Origin of the sequence: Pseudomonas sp. PS01270 (assembly GCF_029959775.1) — a bacterium.
Classification (GTDB): domain Bacteria; phylum Pseudomonadota; class Gammaproteobacteria; order Pseudomonadales; family Pseudomonadaceae; genus Aquipseudomonas; species Aquipseudomonas atacamensis.
Genome location: NZ_JASCPT010000003.1, coordinates 137,754 through 155,134, shown reverse-complemented (window position 1 = coordinate 155,134; position 17,381 = coordinate 137,754). Strand labels below are relative to the sequence as shown.

At 59.5% G+C, this 17,381-nt stretch carries 16 protein-coding genes and 1 pseudogene; 7 read left to right on the top strand and 10 right to left on the bottom strand.

Annotation, left to right across the window (positions count from 1 at the left end; all coding sequences use genetic code 11):
• Positions 1-18: 18 nt before the first annotated feature.
• Both phoR and phoB read right to left on the bottom strand, forming a co-directional pair.
• A complete protein-coding gene (gene phoR / locus QMX86_RS02325; protein WP_243241373.1) occupies positions 19-1,305 on the bottom strand; it encodes a phosphate regulon sensor histidine kinase PhoR in 1,287 nt (428 codons plus the stop codon).
• A gap of 74 nt (positions 1,306-1,379) precedes the next feature.
• Complete coding sequence (gene phoB / locus QMX86_RS02320; protein WP_007896474.1) at positions 1,380-2,069, bottom strand: phosphate regulon transcriptional regulator PhoB; 690 nt, start codon at positions 2,067-2,069, stop codon at positions 1,380-1,382.
• Between the two features lie 151 nt (positions 2,070-2,220).
• Here phoB and QMX86_RS02315 point away from each other — a divergent pair, with 151 nt between their 5' ends.
• A complete protein-coding gene (locus QMX86_RS02315) occupies positions 2,221-2,604 on the top strand; it encodes a hypothetical protein (RefSeq protein WP_071172081.1) in 384 nt (127 codons plus the stop codon).
• Positions 2,605-2,687: 83 nt separating this feature from the next.
• On the opposite strand, the gene ubiA is transcribed toward QMX86_RS02315, so the two are convergent.
• The gene (ubiA, locus tag QMX86_RS02310; RefSeq protein WP_041476601.1) at positions 2,688-3,578 is read right to left on the bottom strand and encodes a 4-hydroxybenzoate octaprenyltransferase; all 891 of its coding nucleotides are present in this window, start codon (positions 3,576-3,578) and stop codon (positions 2,688-2,690) included.
• The gene (locus QMX86_RS02305; RefSeq protein ID WP_071172082.1) at positions 3,578-4,138 is read right to left on the bottom strand and encodes a chorismate lyase; all 561 of its coding nucleotides are present in this window, start codon (positions 4,136-4,138) and stop codon (positions 3,578-3,580) included. The genes ubiA and QMX86_RS02305 overlap by 1 nt, the downstream gene beginning before the upstream one ends.
• A gap of 201 nt (positions 4,139-4,339) precedes the next feature.
• Between QMX86_RS02305 and QMX86_RS02300 the strand changes: the two genes are divergently transcribed.
• The 3 genes from QMX86_RS02300 to QMX86_RS02290 all read left to right on the top strand — a co-directional run bounded on the left by QMX86_RS02300 (position 4,340) and on the right by QMX86_RS02290 (position 6,142).
• Positions 4,340-4,507 carry a rubredoxin gene (locus QMX86_RS02300; RefSeq protein WP_003177199.1) on the top strand — a complete coding sequence of 56 codons (168 nt, stop codon included), beginning with the start codon at positions 4,340-4,342 and terminating at the stop codon, positions 4,505-4,507.
• A 20-nt stretch (positions 4,508-4,527) separates the two neighbouring features.
• A complete protein-coding gene (locus tag QMX86_RS02295) occupies positions 4,528-5,676 on the top strand; it encodes an FAD-dependent oxidoreductase (protein WP_282383083.1) in 1,149 nt (382 codons plus the stop codon).
• 190 nt (positions 5,677-5,866) lie between these two features.
• Complete coding sequence (locus QMX86_RS02290; protein WP_003213368.1) at positions 5,867-6,142, top strand: HU family DNA-binding protein; 276 nt, start codon at positions 5,867-5,869, stop codon at positions 6,140-6,142.
• Between the two features lie 103 nt (positions 6,143-6,245).
• On the opposite strand, the pseudogene QMX86_RS02285 reads toward QMX86_RS02290, so the two are convergent.
• From QMX86_RS02285 to tssI, 6 genes and pseudogenes are all read right to left on the bottom strand, one after another.
• Positions 6,246-6,407 (bottom strand): annotated as a pseudogene (locus QMX86_RS02285) (phosphatidate cytidylyltransferase); the annotation flags it as partial.
• Between the two features lie 44 nt (positions 6,408-6,451).
• Complete coding sequence (locus tag QMX86_RS02280) at positions 6,452-7,072, bottom strand: hypothetical protein (protein WP_164558345.1); 621 nt, start codon at positions 7,070-7,072, stop codon at positions 6,452-6,454.
• A gap of 26 nt (positions 7,073-7,098) precedes the next feature.
• Entirely contained in the window at positions 7,099-9,429 is a 2,331-nt protein-coding gene (locus QMX86_RS02275) for a lipase family protein (RefSeq protein WP_282383074.1), read from the bottom strand.
• Entirely contained in the window at positions 9,426-10,211 is a 786-nt protein-coding gene (locus QMX86_RS02270) for a hypothetical protein (protein WP_282383071.1), read from the bottom strand. Before QMX86_RS02270 ends, QMX86_RS02275 begins: the two co-directional genes overlap by 4 nt.
• On the bottom strand, positions 10,208-11,056 hold the full coding sequence (locus QMX86_RS02265; RefSeq protein ID WP_273526332.1) for a DUF4123 domain-containing protein: 849 nt from the start codon (positions 11,054-11,056) through the stop codon (positions 10,208-10,210). The genes QMX86_RS02270 and QMX86_RS02265 overlap by 4 nt, the downstream gene beginning before the upstream one ends.
• On the bottom strand, positions 11,053-13,077 hold the full coding sequence (tssI, locus tag QMX86_RS02260; protein ID WP_282383067.1) for a type VI secretion system tip protein TssI/VgrG: 2,025 nt from the start codon (positions 13,075-13,077) through the stop codon (positions 11,053-11,055). The genes QMX86_RS02265 and tssI overlap by 4 nt, the downstream gene beginning before the upstream one ends.
• A gap of 697 nt (positions 13,078-13,774) precedes the next feature.
• On the opposite strand from tssI, the gene tssA reads away from it, so the two are divergent.
• Genes tssA through tssC form a run of 3 tightly spaced genes read left to right on the top strand, consistent with a single transcriptional unit; the run spans position 13,775 to position 17,377 of the window.
• Positions 13,775-15,337, top strand: coding sequence for a type VI secretion system protein TssA (tssA, locus tag QMX86_RS02255; protein WP_024014827.1), 1,563 nt, complete (start codon positions 13,775-13,777; stop codon positions 15,335-15,337).
• 32 nt (positions 15,338-15,369) lie between these two features.
• Positions 15,370-15,873, top strand: a complete 504-nt coding sequence (gene tssB / locus QMX86_RS02250; RefSeq protein ID WP_016772498.1) for a type VI secretion system contractile sheath small subunit — start codon at positions 15,370-15,372, stop codon at positions 15,871-15,873.
• 28 nt (positions 15,874-15,901) lie between these two features.
• A complete protein-coding gene (tssC, locus tag QMX86_RS02245) occupies positions 15,902-17,377 on the top strand; it encodes a type VI secretion system contractile sheath large subunit (protein WP_016772499.1) in 1,476 nt (491 codons plus the stop codon).
• Positions 17,378-17,381 lie beyond the last annotated feature (4 nt).

Here is a 17,381-nt window from a genome sequence, read left to right as displayed (position 1 = left end):
GGCGTGTGCCGGGCGGCATCACTCGGTGGCGCTGATCGGCCGTGCGCTGGCCACCTGGGCCGGGGCGAAATGGCAGGTGAACGTGCTGCCGTGGCCGGGCACGCTGCTGATCTCCATGCGCGCGCGGTGGCGCAGCAGCACGTGCTTGACGATGGCCAGGCCCAGGCCGGTGCCGCCGGTGTTGGAGTTGCGGCTGGAATCGACGCGGTAGAAACGTTCAGTCAGGCGCGGCAAGTGTTTGCTGTCGATGCCGATGCCGGAATCCTGCACGCTCAGGTGCGCACCTTGCTCGTCGCCCCACCAGCGAATGCGGATGTTGCCCTCGGCGGGGGTGTACTTGACCGCGTTGAACACCAGATTGGAGAACGCACTGCGCAGCTCGGCCTCGCTGCCCTTGAGCAGCACCCCGGCATTGGCCTCGAGGCTGATGCGCTGGTTCTTCGCCCCGGACAACTGCTGCGCATCGCTGGTGATCGATTGCAGCAGTGTGTCGATCTGCACTGGCTGGTTGTCCGACGGATAGTCGGTGGCTTCCAGCTTGGCCAGCAGCAACAGGTCGTTGAGCAGTGTCTGCATGCGCCCGCCCTGTTGCTGCATCTGTTGCAGGGCTCGGCTCCAGCGCGGGTTCACTTCCTCGACATTGTCGAGCAGGGTTTCCAGATAGCCGCAGATCACCGTCAACGGTGTACGCAGTTCGTGGGAGACGTTGGCGATGAAGTCCTTGCGCATCTGTTCCAGCTGATGAATGCGCGTCACGTCGCGGACCAGCATCAGGTGTTCATTGTTGCCGTAGCGGGTCAGGTACAGCTGAATGCGCACGCGATCGTTGGTCGGCGAAGGGATTTCCAATGGCTCGGCGAAGCTGTCCTGCTCGAAGTATTCCTTGAAGCGCGGATGGCGCACCAGGTTGGTCACCGGTTGGCCGCTGTCCTGCGGAGTCTTCAGGCCGAGCAGGGTTTCGGCGGCGCGGTTCCACCATTCGAGGTTGCCGTCGCTGTCGAGCATGATGACCGCGTCTTTCAGCGCGGCGGTGGACTCCTGCACCCGGTCGATCACCGCTTGCAGACGTCCGCGCACCCGTTGGTCGCGGCGTTGCAGGTGGTAGATGCTGTCGAACACCTCGCCCCACAGGCCATAGCCATCGGGCGGCGCTTCGTCGGGTTGATGCTGGCGCAGCCATTCGTGCAGACGCAGCAATTGCTTGAGCGTCCAGGCCAGATAAAGCCCCAGACCCGCCGCGAGGCTCCAGCCGTAATAGCCGGTGATCAGACCGATCACCAGGCAGGCGGTGACCAGCAACAGCATGTGGCGAATCAGGGTGCCATGCCAGTTTTGATTCACAGTCGATACGGTCCTTGTCAGCGAGTCTGGCGGGCGGATCAGGCCTTTGTAGAGAACCGATAACCGGTGCCGCGCACGGTTTGTACCAGATTTTCGTAAGCGTCGCCGAGGGCCTTGCGCAGGCGGCGGATGTGCACGTCGACGGTGCGTTCTTCGACATAGACGTTGCCGCCCCAGACCTGGTCGAGCAACTGGCCACGGGTGTAGGCGCGTTCCTGATGGGTCATGAAGAATTGCAGCAGGCGGTATTCGGTCGGGCCCATCTCGGCGGGTTTGCCGTCGATGGTCACGCGATGGCTGATCGGGTCGAGCAGCAGGCCGCCGACTTCGATCGGCGCTTCGCCATCGGTCGGTCCGGCGCGGCGCAGCACAGCCTTGAGGCGGGCGACCAGTTCACGCGGGGAAAACGGTTTGGTGATGTAGTCGTCGGCGCCGACTTCCAGGCCCTGGATCTTGTTGTCCTCTTCGCCCTTGGCGGTGAGCATGATGATCGGGATGTCCCCGGTCAGCTCGTCACGCTTGAGGCGCCGGGCCAGTTCGATGCCCGAGGTACCGGGCAGCATCCAGTCGAGCAGGATCAGGTCCGGTTTGCGGTCGACAATGATGGCGTGAGCCTGCTGCGAGTTCTCTGCCTCGAGGCAGTCATAGCCGGCCATTTCCAACGCCACGGCGATCATCTCGCGAATGGGCGCTTCGTCGTCGACGATCAGAATGCTCCTGCCAACCATGCCTTAATCCTCTTGTCATTTAACTGTCTTGCGCCGCATTAGATAACGGAATTATTGCAGTCGTGTGACAGTATTTCAGGCGCGCAACATTTGCACCCATCCTCGACTAAGCTCTAAGTCCGAATCCTGACAACCACAAAAGAAGGTTTCCATGACTCAGATGACTGCTTCGTTCAAAGCCCTGCTGATGGCTGCCGCCCTGACATTGCCGGGGCTGGCCATGGCGGCCGATCCGGCGATGGAAAAGGACGGCATGTACACCGATCAAAAGGGCATGACCCTGTACACCTTTGCCAAGGACTCCGCTGGCAAGTCCGCGTGCAATGACAAGTGCGCGGCAAACTGGCCGCCGCTAATGGCGACAGCGAATGACAAGTCGATGGGGGACTGGACGGTAATCACTCGTGATGATGGCAGCAAGCAGTGGGCCTACCAGGGCATGCCGCTGTACACCTTTGTGATGGACAAGAAGGCCGGCGACATGACCGGCGACGGCAAAATGGACGGCGCCTGGAAAGTCGCCAAGGCCAAATAACGCAAAAGATCGCAGCCTTCGGCAGCTCCTACACTGGAATGTGTACGACCTGTAGGAGCTGCCGCAGGCTGCGATCTTTTCAGTCAGCGCAGTGCGTAATCCAGCACGATCCCGACAAATATCGCCAACCCTGCCCAATGGTTGTGCAAGAAGGCCTGGAAGCAACGCATACGGTCCTTGCTGCGCGTGTACCAGAACTCCCACGCATAACACCCGGCAGCCACCAGCAAGCCGAGGTGGAACCAGATCCCCAGCTCGAACTTCGACCCGGCCAGGATCAGACAGCCCAATGACAGCGCCTGCAAGCTGAGGATGATCACCCGATCCGCCTCGCCAAACAGAATCGCCGTGGATTTCACGCCGATCTTCAGGTCGTCATCGCGATCGGTCATTGCGTAATAAGTGTCATAACCCACCGTCCACAGCAGATTGGCGATCCACAGCAACCACGCCGCTGCTGGCAACTCGCCGGTCTCAGCGGTAAAGGCCATTGGCATGCCCCAGGAAAACGCCGCCCCCAGCACCACTTGCGGGTAGTAGGTGTAGCGCTTCATGAACGGATACGTGAATGCCAGCGCCAGACCGCCCAGCGACAGCCAGATCGTCGGTGCGTTGGTGCACAGCACCAGCAGAAAACTGATGCCCATCAGCACGGCAAAGAACACCAGGGCTTCCTTCGAGCTGATCCGGCCAGCAGCAAGCGGCCGTTGCGCGGTGCGTTTGACGTGGCCGTCGACCTTGCGGTCAGCCCAGTCGTTGATTACGCAGCCGCCGGCACGGGTCAACACCACGCCGAGGACAAAGATGACGATGTTGGCCAGCGACGGCGAACCCTTGCCGGCAATCCACAACGCCCACAGCGTCGGCCACAGCAGCAGGTAAATGCCGATCGGCTTGTCCATGCGCGTCAACTGAACGAAATCCCAGGCGCGCGGGTTCAGACGGTTGAGGGACTTGAGCAGGCTCTGATACATCAGCAGTTCTCCGGATGGGCGCGGGCGACGTCCCACAGGCTCGGCAGGAAGATTTCCGCGACCAGCACGCTCAGCCCGCCACGATCGAAACGCGAACGCCGGCCCCACAGCTCAGGAGCTTGCACCGCTGGCGGCAACCATTGTTCAGGGTAGAGGCAGACTTCAATCACGCGGCGCTGAAATGCCCGATCGCAAAACAGCAATTCGCCCAGCGAGCGGCTACCCAGTTCATCCATGTGCAAACCATCACCTTGCAGGGCCGCCCGCGAGGCAACGCTGCGGGCAAACACCCAGGCCTCGCCGTGGCCGCGCAAATACACCTCGCGCACCCAGCCTTCGCTGCCCTCGGCCAGATCCAGTGCCGCGCATTCATCAGCGCGCAAGGTGTCCCAGCCTTCGAACAGCGGCGACACGCTGAAGCCGTCCTCGGACAAACGGGTCAAACGGCGGGTCAGCGAGCCTTCGTCGAACAACCAGTCGAGGGTCAACGGATCGGGGCGGGGCGTCAGGCGGTCTTGGGTCAGCCAGAGCGGGGCGGGGCAGGCATTTGAATGTTGCACAATGAGTCATTATTGGCCGCAAATGAGGCGGCGAGCTTACCATGGCGGGCGACAGGATTGAGCGGCGCCGGCCGCCGTTGCGCCGAACAGGCTTGCATCTGCGCGGCACCCTCAGTACAAAACGCCCTGAGCCGGATGGCAACGCAGCACCCATCGACCGTCCGCGCCGGCACTACGCCTGAACCCTGAGGAAGTACCTGAATGAAGAAGTGGCAATGTATCGTCTGTGGCCTGATCTATAACGAAGCCGATGGCTGGCCGGATGACGGCATCGCGCCGGGCACCCGCTGGGAAGACGTACCGGCAGACTGGCTGTGCCCCGACTGCGGCGTCGGCAAAATGGACTTCGAAATGATCGAAATCAACTAAGCAAATCAGAGGAGTAAGGCATGAGCGCACCAGTCGTCATCATCGGCACCGGGCTTGCGGGCTACAACCTGGCCCGCGAGTTTCGCAAGCTCGACAGCGAAACCCCGCTGCTGCTGATCACCGCCGATGACGGCCGCTCTTACTCCAAGCCGATGCTCTCCACCGGTTTCGGCAAGAACAAGGACGCCGATGGCCTGAGCATGGCTGAACCCGGCGCCATGGCCGAGCAGTTGAAGGCCGAAGTGCGCACCCACACGCGCATCAGCGGTATCGACGCTGGCCACAAACGCTTGTGGATCGGTGAAGAAGCCGTGCCCTATCGCGACCTGATTCTGGCCTGGGGCGCGGAAACCGTGCGCGTGCCGATTGAAGGCGACGGCGCGGAACTGGTATTTCCGATCAACGATCTCGAAGACTACGCGCGCTTCCGTGCCGCAGCGGCGGGCAAGCGTCGGGTCTTGGTGCTCGGCGCCGGGCTGATCGGCTGCGAATTCGCCAATGACCTGATTCTCGGCGGCTACGAAGTGCAACTGGTCGCGCCGTGCGAACAGGTCATGCCGATGCTCTTGCATCCCGCCGCTGCGGCGGCCGTGCAGGCCGGGCTGGAAAGTATCGGGGCGAAGTTTCACCTCGGCCCGGTGCTGACCCGGCTGGAGAAAGTCGCCGATGGTATGGAAGCGCACCTGTCCGACGGTCAGATCATCCCGTGCGATGTAGTAGTCTCGGCGATCGGCCTGCGCCCGCGCATCGATCTGGCGGCGGCTGCCGGCGTGCAGGTTAATCGCGGCGTGATGGTCGATCGTTACCTGAAAACCTCCCACGCCAACATCTACGCTCTGGGCGACTGCGCTGAAGTCGATGGGCTCAATCTGCTCTACGTGATGCCGCTGATGAGCTGCGCACGCGCATTGGCGCAAACCCTCGCTGGAAACCCGACTGCGGTCAGCTACGGGCCGATGCCGATCACCGTGAAAACCCCGGTGTGCCCGCTGGTGGTTTCGCCGCCGCCACGGGGCAGCGAAGGCATTTGGAGCGTCGAAGGGCAGGGCGCCGACGTCAAAGCGCTGTGCCACGGTGCCGACGGTCAGTTGCTCGGTTACGCCCTGACCGGCGGGGCAGTCATGGAAAAACTGGCCCTGAACAAACAGCTGCCGCCGCTGCTGGCGTAAATGCCGGTCGTTCTGTCGCAAACACCGCTCTTTTGCCCCGACAAAGGTCTTGGGGAGACTGGCGCCGCCGTTGGCGGCGTGCCATTCTCACTCCCGTCTGCCGCAGAGTAGAGCCTGCGGCGCCTTGGGCGCTGTTCCAACGAGAACAGCACGGACATAACAACAAAAAACCGTCAAAGGGGCTTCACTAATGCGTAAACCAGAACTCGCCGCTGCAATCGCCGAAAAGGCAGACCTGACCAAAGAACAGGCCAATCGCGTCCTCAACGCCGTCCTCGAAGAAATCACCGGCGCCCTGCACCGCAAGGACAGCGTGACGCTGGTCGGCTTCGGCACCTTCCTGCAACGCCACCGCGGCGCCCGCACCGGCAAAAACCCGCAGACCGGCGAACCGGTCAAGATCAAGGCCAGCAACACTGTGGCATTCAAGCCAGGCAAATCGTTGAAAGACAGCGTCAATCCTTGATGGCGGCGTACTCCCCTGAATGACGGGGAGAACCGCAAATGAGAAATGGGCACACCGATTGCGGTCGGGTGCCCATTTTTTGTGGTTGGAGCATTCGTCTAGATCAGACGGAGAAGAAGTAACGCGTCAGGTGAAAGAAGAGCGGTGCCGCGAAGCATATCGAGTCCATCCAATCGAGGATTTCGCCGTGACCTTTGATCATTGTGCCCCAGTCCTTCGCGCTCAGACTGCGTTTGATAGCGGACATGACCAAGCTGCCTAGCCAGCTTGCGGCAGTCATTGGGACTTAAGCGTCGGGCAGCACGCCGACTACTCGGTCATCCGAACTGTTAATCGCAATGGCTTATCCTGGAATTGCTCAATTCGTAGCCTGCCCAAAATTTCATCGTTCGTACTCCGCCCTTTGCATACCAATTCATATTTGAAGACTTTACTTAACCGGGAGTCCGCATATTTACACTCGACTGAAAGCATGTTCTCGTTCGACCCATGCTCGTCCAGTGGTTCATCTGCCAGGTCATTAATATGTATCCAGACGGCGCTTAAGCCAAGTTTCTCTGGATCCTCAGTCATGTCCATGATCCAGATCTTGATTTCGCTGAGGAGCGTGAGACAGCCCCCAATGCTGGGAAGTAATTTGACGTTGAACTTGGCGGTCTGCGCAGTGGGTTGCCAAGGTTGTTTAAATTTTTTGACTCCAAGGTTGGGGTCTCTTGCGTAGTTTTCTGGCGCGTAACAGTAATATGGGGAAAACGGCTGATAGTACGCTTCGGCGGTGACGCTAAAATTCGCAGGGATGTCCATGTTCAGTGTTGCCGAACTGGAGAACGAGTTGCATCCAGTTCCAAATATTATGAAGCTGGCCAATAACAAAGCGCGGATCGAGTGCGTTGCAGTGGCGAAGTTTAACTTGGGGGATAACGAGAGCATCGGTACTTCCTTGTTGACTGATTAAGTTAAATGAACGAATCAATATCCAGCTGAAACGGCGCGCCAACCGCATGCCCACCGGTCATCGCGGCGATAGCGGCGTCGTGGTCTTCAGCGGCTGGCGGAATCATCGCCAGTTGCTCCTGAACCAGGTTTTCAGGGTGGGCGTTCCAGCGCAGCAGACTTTCCTCGACCCATTCGGGCTGGTCGGCATAGCTGCCGTAAACGTCGACCTCGGTGACCCGTTGACTGCGCAGCGCTGTCAGGCGGGCCTTGGTCATGCTGATCTTGTCTATTTCCTGATTGAGCATCAGCGTCTTGTGCGCGCGCTCCTGCTCTCGCACGTAAGAACGGTGGTTATTTTGCAGATCGCGCTTAACGGCCCGCAGCTGTTGCTGAATATTCTCCAGGGCGCTGCTGATCCACTCGAATTCGCGATTGGTCACCAGCGAACGCTTGAGCTGCAGTGCTTCCTGCCATCGGCGCAAGCTGGCCCAGCAGCCGGGGATGTAGCTGCCGACCATTGAGTGGTGACCCCGGTCGAACAACTGCCGCAGAAACGATCCGCGTTCGGGCAAGCCGTTGGTAGCGCGCAGGGCCTTGGCGCAGCCGTGATCGACGATCGTGCTGCAACCCGGCTCCCAGAGAAGGGAGGATCGGTGGTCCTTGTCGAACTCAACGGGCATGAAATGGCGCAAAGCACCGTGATGCCCATAGTCGTCGCCAAAGAAATTGATGATTCCCCAGATCAGCAGGCCGAGGCCGGCGACCGGGTTGAAGCCCAGCACCACGGCGTTGGTTGCGTACATCGGCCCAGGCTTGGCGAAAGTATTCATCCATGTGGCGGGAACGCTCGGAACCGGGTCGTTCTGATTGACGATGCGGTGGTGGGCCAATGCTTTGGCGCTTTCGATGAACGTGGTGTCACCAGCGCGGGGGGCGCCGTAGGTGTAGAGCACGATTTGCGGGGAGAACTCCAGGTTGCGTCTCAGCATCTCGGACAGGATCAGTGCAACTGCACCGCCCAGACTGTGACCCGTGATCAGCAGCTTTTGCCCGCTGTAGAATTTTTCCAGATAAGTCACGATAAATGGATAAGCCGCCAAAGCGCCACCGTAGAAACCGCGGTGCACTTTGCCTTCGCCTTCGGCAAAGAGAACCTGATAGGCATCCCCGTCACGCAAGCCGTCGGGCCAGAATTCACTGGTACCCCGCACGCTGATCAGGATCAGTTCGTCGTGGTGGCAGATGAAAGCCTGAGTGTCCGTGCTTTCGACCTGTTTGCGATCATCGAAAAAATGCAGTCTGGCGGGGTGTTCTTGTTGATTCCCTAACGCGGGGTCATTCACTTCGGGGTAAAGATTCGGGTCAAACGGCACCACTTCCAGGCGTTTCGAATACGGTACGTCTTCGTACAGTGGGTAGTATTTCTGCGTTTGCGAGTCATCGACCTTCCACAACTCGTCGAACTGCGGCAGCGCGTGGCCGAACCAGTTGCCGCTGCTGGGCTGTAGCGGAAAGCTTACCGTGTCGGTCTGCACCGGTTGAGTGTTGGGTTCCTGCCCGAAATCGGTGTAGCTCAGCGTCGCCATCACCGACAGCTGATAAAGGTTAAGCGCGCAGAACGCTTCGCCTGTCGACAGCATTGGCCGTAGCGCTCTCATCGGCCGTACTTCCAGCACATGGTGTTTGTTCGGCAGCAGTGCGACGCCCTTGGGCGGCGGCGGGGAAAACCCCAACTCGACGGTGGCCATCTCCGCCGGACTCAGGATTGCGTGCAGTCCGCCATCCGCGGCGGTTTTATCGACGAGCGTGAAGTCTCTGGACTTCGCCGCCGATCGCATGAGCTTGTGTGCCGCCCTTTTCGGAGGGTCGCGACGAGCAGCCAGCGGCGGCAGGTGGGCGATGTGCTTTACCAGTTCACTGACTTCGACCTGACAGTACGCGTCGGTTTCGGGCAGGTCCTTGGCGGGGTTGGCCTGGGTGCGAGTGCCTGTTTTGTGGAAGAAGCGGGTTTTTTCGGCGCGGACCTGGAGTTCGGTGATGGGGAGGGGATAGTGGGGGCGCTTTTGCAAAAATGTGTAAGATTTTTCGCTGCCTTGATAGCGGCTCTTCAATTTGAGTACTAGTGGACCGCAATAATGATCGTCGATCTTTGCAGATCCAGTCGCATCAAGTTTTCCGCTATGGACCGTGTCTTCGTAATCAATCACTTCGTAAGACAGACCAGCGTATGGCTTACCGTCGCCGAACTCGTCCACTAGCTGGAAGCTGGTACGATGGCCGCGTTTAGGGCAGGCATGTATGTCGCCCTGCATGAAGCGCAAATCGGTCGCCGAGAGAGTCTCAATGTTCATGGTGACCCTTGCTCCGTGCATCCCGGATAGATGGTGCAAACCCGCCCATCGACCATTTTGAAAGTGCTGAAATCTTTGTCGTTGCCGTAGCAAAAGGCGTATTTATCCTCGAAGTTGTCACCCATACAGCGCTTCCAGCCGCGGGGTACTTTGATCCAGGTATCGCCGATGGCTGGAAGTTCTTCACTTGCCAGCCTGACCTTCAGCGTCACCGTTTTGCCCTCAAGTTGAGTCAATGTGTACGCCGTGGAAGGTCTCGTTCGCAGCACGTTGCCCTGTGCATCCAAGTTTTTGCAGGTCAGCAGTTTGATCAGGGAACGATGTGGACCGACGGTGCGGAATGACCACCTGCATTCACCATAAAACTCACCCTTGCCGTCCTCACTGAAAGTCCCCATCTGTCGTTCCAACAGCTCCGGGCGTACAGCAATCGAGGCGTAGTCATAACTGAAGTTGCTTCGCCCTGAACCATAAATACCGATGACCTTGATCTCGATGTAATTCAGCGCCAGAGGACATTCGCTTACGGTTCTGTAAAGCGGGATCTCGGAAGTCCCTTCGTACTTCATATTGGTTTTGTTGAATCCCAGCTGAGTGTTTCTCCCGCCAGGCACGGTGCATGTTTGGCCCTTGGCCGGAACATAGGTGGCCGTCAGGTCGTACTTGAATCCAGGTGGAAAATCCGGAACAAACATAAAGGTGTTCGGGGTCTTCACCGTCGTACAACCCACCAGCAATCCCAGGCAACCACTCAGCATCAACCCTCGTTTCAAGTGCCTCATCGACCTACCTCTCCCTGCCAATACAACGCTTCCTGATATACCCGCTCAAAATGCATCGCCGGATCTTCACCGGGTTTGGGCAGCCATGATTTGCCTGGCCGATATCCCGGTAACTGCAAACTGCGGGTCAGCAAGAAATGCACTTGCTCCGGTTGTTGCCAGCCCCACAAGTGCGTCAGTTGAATCAGGCCCCACAGCCACTCATCGACGTCGAGCTGTTCGGCCAGCGTGGCCATTGCTTCGGTGTGTTCGCCGACCAGGTAACGGCGGGTGTTGTCGAACAGCACGTTGGCGTAGATCAGCTCCGGGGTCGGCGTGTGCAGCCACGGCGGATCCATCGGCAGCGGATGGTGGCCGGGGTCCGGGTTGTCGATCGCGTTCCATCGCTCTGCGTGCCAATAGCAGACGCTGTTGAATGGCCCGAGAAACGCCGCGCGGTGCTCGGGTTGCAGGTGCGCCAGCGCACGTCCCAGAACCCGGTTGTCATGCACGCGGTACACCGCCTGATTCGGGCGTTCGCCGGTTATCAGGCGCTCGCGCCAATGCGCCGCCAGCAGATCAAGTTCGACGTGACGGGCACTGGCCAGCCAGCCCCAATTGCGCTCGGGCGTGGCGAGCAAGGTCTGGATGGCGGGATGCTGCGCCGTATCGATTTGCAACAGCAGCGGGCCGCTCGGCACCAGCGACTCGGCCGGCGTGCCGCTGTAGAGCGGACGAAACCGCTCGGTGCCGAGGTCGCGGGTCAACGCAGCGTGCTCTGCGCTTTGGCCGTCGGTGTCGAGCATCAGATACAGTTCGCAGCCGGCGCGGGACTGAGCGTGCAACCATTGTTCGACCGGGCTCATGCGACTTCTCCCAGCTCGCACAGACCCGCTGCGCAGGCTTCGCACAGCGGGCAAAAATCCGCTGCCTGCTGGCGGGCACTGTTGACGATCGACAGCGGCGTGGCGTTGATCGCAGCTGGCAGGCCGGCCTCAACTTGCAGCGTTTGTAGCGGTGCGAGACCCGGCAGTGGCGCGCCGCCCTGAACGATGGGCACGCTGCTGAAAATCCCGCCGGCATTGATCACGATGTGATGACCGCCCGCTGACAGCGTCAGGCTCATGCCGGCATCGATCACCACGTTGCTTGCCGTGACATGCGCCTGCTGGCCGGCCTGGATCACCAGAGCGCCCAGGGTCTGGCTGCTGGTGCCGCTGACCTGCAACAAGTCGTCGGCGTTGATTACTGTGCTTCGCAGTCCTTGATGAGTGCGCGAATCCTTGCCCTCGATGAGACTGGTGCTGTCATTGCCGACATGCTCATGGCGGTCGCGAGTGATCAGGCTGCGGCTGTCGTTGAGGATCAGTTGCTCGAGGTCGCGCTGCGCGCGCAGGTAGATCTTCTCCTGCCCGGCGCGATCCTCGATCGACAGTTCGTTGTAGCCGCCATTGCGCGGTGAGCTCTGGCTGCGTAATACCGTGCGGGTTTTACTCGCCGGCAAGGGATGGGCGACGGCATTGACCTTGTTGGCGATGCAGCCGGTAATCAGCGGTTGGTCCGGGTCGCCTTCCTGGAAGGTCACGACCACTTCCATGTCGACCCGGGGAATGGTCACCGCACCGAATCCGTCACCTGCCCAACTGGAAGCTACGCGTAACCAGCAGCTGCTTTTTTCGCTGTTGCGTTCAGCGCGATCCCAGGGAAACTCGACACGAACCCTGCCGTACTCATCGCAGAAGATCTCTTCTCCGGGAGGCCCGGTAACGCGCGCGGTCTGGCAGACCAGCAAGGGTCTTGGCGCGGGCAAAGGCGGGCGGAAAACCACTTCTGCGGGAATGGCCCTGAAGGTATTGCGATAGCCCTGGGAAAAACCATCGGCAGGTTTCGCCTCGCTGCTGAAAGCCTCTTCGAGCACTGCCGGTTGCTTGCCTTCGTGACTGAGACTGACCAACAGCCACAACTCGTTGCACTCGGCCCTGGGATGTTCGCTCAGCTCGAACAGGTGACCGCTGCGCAAAATCGCCTGATCGCTTTTGCCTTCAATCCATTGATAGTCGCTGCGATGGCGCTCCAAGGCCTGACGCGCCAGGTGTTTGCCGTGCTTTTCGGACTTCAGCAACAGTGGATAGCGATAGTCCTCCAGAGCCGGCGTGAACTCTGCGGTGAAGCGGCTTTCCAGCAGCAGGCTTGGCCGCTTGAGGTCATAGTCACGGCGGGTGACGGTGCTGGTACGGGTGTTGAAGCCCATGCTCAGGTGGTTGACCACCGGGTGTTCGGCAACCATGCCGCTATCAACCCGAAAGGCTGTCGTACCCAATTTGGGTGCGAACACCGGGCTGTCGCTGAACACCAGCAAGTGCCCGTCGAGCGAATGTTGATGGTGCCAGGCGATACCCTCTTCGGCGCACAGGCGCTGGATGAACAGGAAGTCGCTTTCGCCGTACTGCGTGCAGTACTCACGAGGCCCACCGGCGGCGACATTGAACGTGAAGTCATCGGCCTGGATGCCATGCCCTTTGAGCACTTGCGCGATGATCTGCGGCACGGTCAGTTGCTGGAAAATCCGCTGGTCGTGGCTCAGTTGCAGATAATGCAGCGCCGGTACCAGTGTCAGTTCATAACGGGTCAGGCGCTTGCCTGATTCGCCGAGCATGACGTTTTCGATCCGCCCGTGAATGCCTTCGCCCGCTGATCCGAACTGCAGAAACGCAGGTTGGCTGAGCAAGCTTTCCAGATCGAAATCTGCGTGCTCGCTCACCAGCTCGATGCGAAATGCGTACAGCTGACTGATGGCTTCGGTGCCAGTGAACGCGAGCACCTTGAAGTCGTGACGAATGGTCGGGATGTGCAGTGAGAATGGCGCGCAGTGGCCTTTGCCGAACATGGGCTTGTCCTTAAGCAAAGTGAGTCAAAGCGCGATACCGTCCTCCCTGATCGCCGCGCATGAAAAGTTGCCAGGGCAAGCTAGCGGCGCGGCAAACTAATTGATGTAAGAAGTATCCCTGAAATTTGTCAGAGTATTCCGGTGTGGAAGTCTTGGTTGGGATGCGAGAAGTGTCTGTAGGACGCGGCTTCGATAACTATCGAAGTGCCAGTATTTGCCGGGGAAGTAAAGTTTCAGAATAATGAAATGCCATCATTATAGTGGCACTTTTTGCATTGATCGTTGTCGCTGCAACTTCTCGATGGAACCCGATCATTTTCGGAAGTGTCCTACTTCTATTTTTTTTTGAATTTGGCATGCTGCACGCCGCTCGAGGGTGCGGGCGTCAGGTAAACTCGCCCGGCTGCGGCCGAGGCTCTGGGACAATGGTTTGGCGGGAGCCGGGAAAATGCGCTGATCAATAAACGGCATCAGGGAAACCCCTGCGACATATAGGGCGATCTCCTACAGACCTCAATGAACAGTTCGTCTTGTTGTTTAATCAGATGCTTGCTAGTGGCCATCATAGTGATTACGATGCGCCCACTTGAAAGAGCACATCTCAATTGGATGAGTCGCTGAACTGCTCTTCGATACTGTCCCGCGTTGCTGAAACTCCATTCGCGCGCATGACTGTAATCCTTAATAAAGGCCATGGATGTCCTACTCAAGCAAACTTTCCGCCCATTACCTCGAACTCGCAAAAGTCTCTGTTTCCAAAGAGAATTTCGCGGGCGAAGACGTTCGTTTTTCGAGCGAGTTCGAGGCGCTGGAAAGTGAGCTGGCCAAGGCTTCGTCGATGCACGAAAGCGGGCAGATCGACTGGCTGAAAATCCGCGAAAACAGCGAAAATCTGCTGCGTACCCAATCCAAGGATCTGCGGGTCGGCGCCTGGCTGACCTGGTCGCTGTACCAGCGCGAATCCTTCCCCGGGCTGCTCGCCGGCCTCGGTCTGCTGCACCATCTGTCGGAAAACAACTGGGCCGACGTTCACCCGCTCAAACCCCGCACCCGTGCCGCCGCGATCGGCTGGCTGGTGCCGCGTCTCGAGCAGGTCATCACCGAAAACATTGCGATCAAAGAGCAGTTGCCGATGTTCCGGCAGCTCTCCGAGCACCTGGCCGGCCTTGAGGCCGCGTGCACTGAACATCTGGGCGATGACGCGCCGCTGTTATTGCCGATCTCCCGCCGCCTGAAAACCATGATCCAGCGTGCCGCCGACAACCAGCCGGCCCCCGGCGTGGTGGGCGCGGCGGTGGCGCAGGTCAAGCAGGCCGCGACCCAGCTGCTCACCCCCGGCGCGCCGATCGACAACGAACGCGATGCGCACAAAGCCCTGCGTGCCCAGCAGGAAAGCGCCCGGCCGTTGTGTGCCTGGTGGCTCAAGCAGAAGGCTACTGACCTGCGTGCCCTGCGCCTCAATCGCACGCTGCTGTGGATGACCATCGACGCGGTGCCCGAGCGCAACGCCGAGCAGATCACCGTGCTGCGCGGCCTGCCGCTGGAAAAACTCAAGCTCTATCAGGACCGTTTCGATCAGGGCAAATACGCCGACCTGCTGGTGGAACTGGAGGCGAGCCTGGCGAAGGCGCCGTTCTGGTTCGATGGCCAGAGGATGGTCTGGGAATGTCTCCAGAACCTCAACGCCGAGCTGGCCATGCGCGAAGTGGAAATCCACTTCGCGCTTTTGATTCAGCGCCTGCCGGGCATCATCGAGTTGCGCTTCCATGACGGCGCGCCGTTTGCCGATCCGTCCACTCGGGCGTGGATCGCCGCCAACGTCATGCCGCATCTGCAAAGCGCCAGCGCGCCGCGCAAGGTCGAAAGCGAGAACGTCGAAACCCAGCCGGCCTGGGAAAAAGCCCTCGAGGAAGTCCAGCCGATTCTGCGCAAGGAAGGTTTGAAGCCGGCCGTGCAGATTCTCAAGCAGGGTCTGCAATCGGCCCACGGTGGCCGTGAACGCTTCTTCTGGCAGTTCACCCTCGCGCGGCTGTGTTTCCTGGCCAAGAAATACGAACTGGCCAAGAACCAGCTCGAAACCCTCGATCAGACATTACAGGACTCAGGCCTGCACGCCTGGGAGCCCGATCTTGCATTGCAAGTGCTGCACCTGCTGCACAGTTGCTGCGAGTTGTTGCCGCAGAACCACGCCGTACGTGAAAGCAAGGAAGAGATTTATCGCAGGCTGTGCCACCTCGACCTCGAAGTGGTACTCGAATAGGCCCCAGGGCCACAACCGCAAGGAGAAAAGCCATGGCCAAAGAAGGCTCGGTAGCCCCCAAGGAACGCATCAACGTCACCTTCAAACCCGCCACCGGCGGAGCTCAGGAAGAGATTGAACTGCCGCTGAAGCTGCTGGCAATCGGTGACTACACCCACCGCAAGGACGATCGCAAAATCGAAGATCGCAAGCCGATCAGCATCGACAAGATGACCTTCGACGAAGTGTTGGCCAAGCAAGAGCTGGGTCTGACGCTGAGCGTGCCGAACCGTCTGCAGGAAGATGGCGAGGCTGAAGAGCTGGCCGTGCAATTGCGCGTCAATTCGATGAAGGACTTCAACCCGGCCAGCCTGGTCGAGCAAGTGCCTGAGCTGAAAAAACTGATGGAACTGCGCGATGCGCTGGTGGCCCTCAAAGGCCCGCTGGGTAACGCACCTGCGTTCCGTAAAGCGATCGAAGGCGTGCTCGCCGACGACGAATCCCGCGGTCGCGTACTCGGTGAGCTGGGCCTGAACGCCGCAGCCCCGGACGCCTGAGACTCCAGTAGCCAAGGAAGCCAACACAATGAGCACTAGCGCAGCACAAGAGAAGAGCGCCGCCAGCGGCGAATACAGCATTCTCGACAGCATCATCGCCGAAACCCGTCTGACCCCGGACGACGAAGCCTACGACATCGCCAAGCGTGGCGTGTCGGCGTTCATCGAAGAGCTGCTCAAGCCGCAGAACAACGGTGAGCCGGTCAAGAAAGCCATGGTTGACCGCATGATCGCCGAGATCGATGCCAAGCTCAGCCGTCAGATGGACGAGATCCTGCACCACCCGGATTTCCAGGCGCTGGAATCGTCGTGGCGTGGTCTGCAGTTGCTGGTCGACCGCACCAACTTCCGCGAAAACATCAAGATCGAAATCCTCAACGTCTCCAAAGAAGACCTGCTGGACGATTTCGAAGATTCGCCGGAAGTCATGCAGTCGGGCCTGTACAAGCACATCTACACCGCTGAATACGGCCAGTTCGGTGGTCAGCCGGTGGGCGCGATCATCGCCAACTACTACATGTCGCCAAGCTCGCCAGACGTCAAGCTGATGCAGTACGTGGCCAGCGTTTCTTGCATGTCCCACGCGCCGTTCATCGCTGCCGCCGGGCCGAAATTCTTCGGTCTGGAAAGCTTCACCGGCCTGCCGGATCTGAAAGATCTGAAAGACCACTTCGAAGGCCCGCAATTCGCCAAATGGCAGAGCTTCCGTACTTCGGAAGACTCGCGCTACGTTGGCCTGACCGTGCCACGTTTCCTGCTGCGCAACCCGTACGATCCGGAAGAAAACCCGGTGAAATCGTTCGTGTACAAGGAAACCGTTGCCAACAGCCATGAGCATTACCTGTGGGGCAACACCGCTTACGCCTTCGGCACCAAGCTGACCGACAGCTTCGCCAAATTCCGCTGGTGCCCGAACATCATCGGCCCGCAGAGCGGTGGCGCGGTTGAAGACCTGCCTCTGCACCATTTCGAAAGCATGGGCGAAATCGAAACCAAGATCCCTACCGAAGTATTGGTTTCCGACCGTCGTGAATACGAACTGGCCGAGGAAGGCTTCATCTCCCTGACCATGCGCAAAGGCTCCGACAACGCGGCGTTTTTCTCCGCAAGCTCGGTACAGAAGCCGAAGTTCTTCGGCATCAGCGCAGAAGGCAAGGCGGCAGAGCTGAACTACAAGCTCGGCACCCAACTGCCGTACATGATGATCGTCAACCGTCTGGCTCACTACTTGAAAGTGCTGCAGCGCGAGCAACTCGGTTCGTGGAAAGAGCGTACCGACCTCGAGCTGGAACTGAACAAGTGGATCCGTCAGTACGTGGCCGACCAGGAAAACCCGAGCGCCGAAGTGCGTGGCCGTCGTCCGCTGCGCGCTGCGCAAGTGATCGTCAGCGACGTAGAAGGCGAGCCGGGCTGGTACCGCGTGAGCTTGAACGTGCGTCCGCACTTCAAGTACATGGGTGCCGATTTCACCCTGTCGCTGGTTGGCAAGCTGGACAAAGAGTAAGAGC

Bases quoted from the DNA above. Each gene is read 5' to 3' on its own strand.
- phoR (WP_243241373.1), bottom strand. From the start codon at position 1,305: ATGCTGTTGCTGGTCACCGCCTGCCTGGTGATCGGTCTGATCACCGGC.
- phoB (WP_007896474.1), bottom strand. From the start codon at position 2,069: ATGGTTGGCAGGAGCATTCTGATCGTCGACGACGAAGCGCCCATTCGC.
- QMX86_RS02315 (WP_071172081.1), top strand. From the start codon at position 2,221: ATGACTCAGATGACTGCTTCGTTCAAAGCCCTGCTGATGGCTGCCGCC.
- ubiA (WP_041476601.1), bottom strand. From the start codon at position 3,578: ATGTATCAGAGCCTGCTCAAGTCCCTCAACCGTCTGAACCCGCGCGCC.
- QMX86_RS02300 (WP_003177199.1), top strand. From the start codon at position 4,340: ATGAAGAAGTGGCAATGTATCGTCTGTGGCCTGATCTATAACGAAGCC.
- QMX86_RS02295 (WP_282383083.1), top strand. From the start codon at position 4,528: ATGAGCGCACCAGTCGTCATCATCGGCACCGGGCTTGCGGGCTACAAC.
- QMX86_RS02290 (WP_003213368.1), top strand. From the start codon at position 5,867: ATGCGTAAACCAGAACTCGCCGCTGCAATCGCCGAAAAGGCAGACCTG.
- QMX86_RS02280 (WP_164558345.1), bottom strand. From the start codon at position 7,072: ATGCTCTCGTTATCCCCCAAGTTAAACTTCGCCACTGCAACGCACTCG.
- QMX86_RS02275 (WP_282383074.1), bottom strand. From the start codon at position 9,429: ATGAACATTGAGACTCTCTCGGCGACCGATTTGCGCTTCATGCAGGGC.
- QMX86_RS02270 (WP_282383071.1), bottom strand. From the start codon at position 10,211: ATGAGGCACTTGAAACGAGGGTTGATGCTGAGTGGTTGCCTGGGATTG.
- QMX86_RS02265 (WP_273526332.1), bottom strand. From the start codon at position 11,056: ATGAGCCCGGTCGAACAATGGTTGCACGCTCAGTCCCGCGCCGGCTGC.
- tssI (WP_282383067.1), bottom strand. From the start codon at position 13,077: ATGTTCGGCAAAGGCCACTGCGCGCCATTCTCACTGCACATCCCGACC.
- tssA (WP_024014827.1), top strand. From the start codon at position 13,775: ATGTCCTACTCAAGCAAACTTTCCGCCCATTACCTCGAACTCGCAAAA.
- tssB (WP_016772498.1), top strand. From the start codon at position 15,370: ATGGCCAAAGAAGGCTCGGTAGCCCCCAAGGAACGCATCAACGTCACC.
- tssC (WP_016772499.1), top strand. From the start codon at position 15,902: ATGAGCACTAGCGCAGCACAAGAGAAGAGCGCCGCCAGCGGCGAATAC.